This window comes from Streptomyces sp. NPDC054840, from assembly GCF_053611065.1.
This window is the reverse complement of sequence record NZ_JBSGZP010000618.1, coordinates 1,475-4,348: the sequence shown is the minus strand read 5'-3', so window position 1 is coordinate 4,348 and position 2,874 is coordinate 1,475. Positions and strand designations below refer to the sequence as shown.

General features: G+C 70.7%; 4 protein-coding genes. 2 read left to right on the top strand and 2 right to left on the bottom strand.

The window, feature by feature from the left end; all coding sequences use genetic code 11:
• Positions 1–266 precede the first annotated feature (266 nt).
• Positions 267–599: a winged helix-turn-helix domain-containing protein gene (locus ACWGIU_RS30850; protein ID WP_453711326.1), complete on the bottom strand. Its 333-nt coding sequence runs from the start codon at positions 597–599 to the stop codon at positions 267–269.
• On the bottom strand, positions 596–1,033 hold the full coding sequence (locus tag ACWGIU_RS30845) for a hypothetical protein (protein WP_453711324.1): 438 nt from the start codon (positions 1,031–1,033) through the stop codon (positions 596–598). The genes ACWGIU_RS30850 and ACWGIU_RS30845 overlap by 4 nt, the downstream gene beginning before the upstream one ends.
• Before the next feature lie 129 nt (positions 1,034–1,162).
• On the opposite strand from ACWGIU_RS30845, the gene ACWGIU_RS30840 reads away from it, so the two are divergent.
• On the top strand, positions 1,163–1,519 hold the full coding sequence (locus ACWGIU_RS30840) for a chorismate mutase (RefSeq protein WP_402509166.1): 357 nt from the start codon (positions 1,163–1,165) through the stop codon (positions 1,517–1,519).
• Positions 1,520–1,551: 32 nt separating this feature from the next.
• Positions 1,552–2,874 (top strand): aminopeptidase N (pepN, locus tag ACWGIU_RS30835; RefSeq protein WP_453711321.1); only part of this gene is annotated, 1,323 nt, incomplete at its 3' end.

The following is a 2,874-nucleotide window of genomic DNA, read 5'->3' as shown; positions in this document are numbered from 1 at the left end:
CCCCCGCCGTGCGGCCGCGGGCCGACCGGCCCCCCGGTCCCGCGGGAAACGACCGGTGGCGACCGTGAACGGCCACCCTGCCGCCCTGACCGCCTGATGGGCGGCTGAGGGCTGTCCCGTCCTCCCCGGTGGATCGGCGCACGGCGTCGGACGCGATGCATCGCACGGCGCAGGCGCGCCTGCCCACCCGTCGCGTCGGGCGGTCCGACGAGGCAGCGAGGTCACGTAGCTGTCTCGTGCACCCGCGGAGGAGGACGGGACGGCCCTCAGCCCAGCGCGATGGCCCGCAGCGCCGCCAGATGCCGCCGGTAGACCGCCCGGCCCTCGGCGGTCAGCGAGAGCCAGGTCCGCGGACGCCGCCCGACCCGGCCCTTGCGGACCTCCACCCAGCCCGCCTCCTCCAGCGCCGCGACCTGCTTGGACAGCACCGAGTCCGAGACCTCGACCAGGTCCCGTACGAAACCGAACTCGGCCTTGTCCAGCGGAGCCAGGGCCGCCACCACCGACAGCCGTACGGGAGCGTTGAGCAGCGGCGCGAGATCGTGGCGCGGATGCCGCTTCGCGTCCGCCCCGCCGGCCACGCTCGGCTCGTCCGTCATACCGCACCCCGCGTCTCGGTCCACGCGCCGACGGCCGGCGGCAGCGCAGACGCCAGCGCGGCCACCGCCGCGAACGGCACGCCGTGGCCGAACACCGAGGTGCCGAGCGTGATCGTCAGGGTGAACACCATCGCCCAGGAACCCACCGCGACCCCGTGCTTCACACCGAACCCCCGCCGCACCACGCGCTGCCGCGCCGCGTACACGCTCAGCCCGGTCACCAACAGCGCGTTGGTCAGCCCGAACACCACCGCCGAGACGGGACCGTGCCACAGCACGGCCATCGGCACCAGCACCAGCTGCCCGGCCGCGAACACCCACAGGTAGCGCGCGTACCAGCCACTGCGCCGCCGCGCCGCCTCCTCCAGACCGGCCGCCCGGCCCAACGCCCCGACCGCCTTCGCCGTCTCCTCCACGGTTCCCCCCTCGCTCACACACGGATGACCGTCCTCAGGCGATTTCCACTATGGCGAATACTTTCCAATCCGGCAAGTAAAAAGGGGTCGTCTCACAGGCCGACTGCCCGAGGAACCGACGGCCGCCGCCACGTATTCTCGGGAACCATGAACATCAGCGACATCGACAACGGCACCGGCACGGGCGCGGCCGACGACGCCGCAGGCATCGACGAGAGCGTCACCGCCGAACTCGCCCGCCTGCGCGACAGCATCGACAACATCGACGCCGCCGTCGTCCACATGCTCGCCGAACGCTTCAAGTGCACCCAGCAGGTCGGCCACCTCAAGGCCAGGCACCAGCTGCCCCCCGCCGACCCGAGCCGCGAAGCCAGCCAGATCGCCCGCCTGCGCCAGCTCGCCGAGAACGCCAAACTCGACCCCGCCTTCGCCGAGAAGCTCCTCAACTTCATCATCGCCGAGGTCATCCGCCACCACGAGACGATCGCGGCGGGCGAAGAGTAAAGGACCGGGGTCCGGCCGCCCACTGGGGCAGCATGGGCCCCATGTCCGCACTGACGCGCAACGAAGCGCAGCTCCGAGCCCAGCTCCTCGACGTCCAGCACTACGCCGTCACCCTCGACCTCACCGGCGACGACGAAACCTTCGACTCCACCACCGTCGTCCGGTTCACGGCCCGCACCGCCGCCGACACCTTCATCGAGCTGAAGCCCGTCGAGCTGCGCTCCGCCACCCTCGACGGCAACCCCCTCGACCCGGCATCCCTCGCCGACGACCGCCTCCCCCTCACCGGCCTCACCGAGGGCCCCCACGAGCTGCACCTCGACACCCGCATGCGCTACTCCCGCACCGGCGAGGGCCTGCACCGCTTCACCGACCCCGCCGACGGCCAGACGTACGTCTACAGCCAGATGTTCCTGGACGACGTCCAGCGGGTCTTCCCGGCCTTCGACCAGCCCGACCTCAAGGCCGTCTTCGAATTCACCGTCACCGCCCCGCCCCACTGGACCGTCCTCGCCAACGGCATCACCACCCGCACCGCCGCCGCCCCCGACGGCAGCGGCGCAGCCATCTGGCAGTCCGCACCCACCCCCCTCATCTCCACCTACCTCGCCGCCGTCGCCGCCGGCCCCTGGCACAGCATCCGCACCGAACACGCCGGACTGACCTTCGGCATCCACTGCCGCCAGTCCCTCGCACCCCACATGGACGTCGACGCCGAGGAAATCCTCTCCGTCACCAAGGCCTGCTTCGACCGGTACCAGGAGAAGTTCACCGAGCCCTACCCCTTCGACTCCTACGACCAGGCCTTCGTACCCGAGTTCAACGCCGGCGCCATGGAGAACCCCGGACTCGTCACCTTCCGCGACGAGTTCATCTTCCGCTCCGCCGTCACCGACACCGAACGCCAGTCCCGCGCCATGGTCATCGCCCACGAGATGGCCCACATGTGGTTCGGCGACCTCGTCACCCTCGCCTGGTTCGACGACATCTGGCTCAACGAATCCTTCGCCGAATACATGGGCTACCAGACCCTCACCGAAGCGACCCGCTTCACCGACACCTGGACCGACTTCGGCGTCACCCGCAAGCCCTGGGGCTACGACGCCGACCAGCGCCCCTCCACCCACCCCGTCGCCCCCGCCCCCGAGGACGTCCCCGACACCGCCTCCGCCCTCCTCAACTTCGACGGAATCTCCTACGCCAAGGGAGCCTCGGCCCTGCGCCAACTCGTCGCCTGGCTCGGCGAGAAGGACTTCCTGGCCGGCATCAACACCCACTTCTCCCGCCACAAGTTCGCCAACGCCTCCCTCGCCGACTTCATCGACTCCCTCGCCGCCCACACCGAACGCGACGTC

Bases quoted from the DNA above. Each gene is read 5' to 3' on its own strand.
- ACWGIU_RS30850 (WP_453711326.1), bottom strand. From the start codon at position 599: ATGACGGACGAGCCGAGCGTGGCCGGCGGGGCGGACGCGAAGCGGCAT.
- ACWGIU_RS30840 (WP_402509166.1), top strand. From the start codon at position 1,163: ATGAACATCAGCGACATCGACAACGGCACCGGCACGGGCGCGGCCGAC.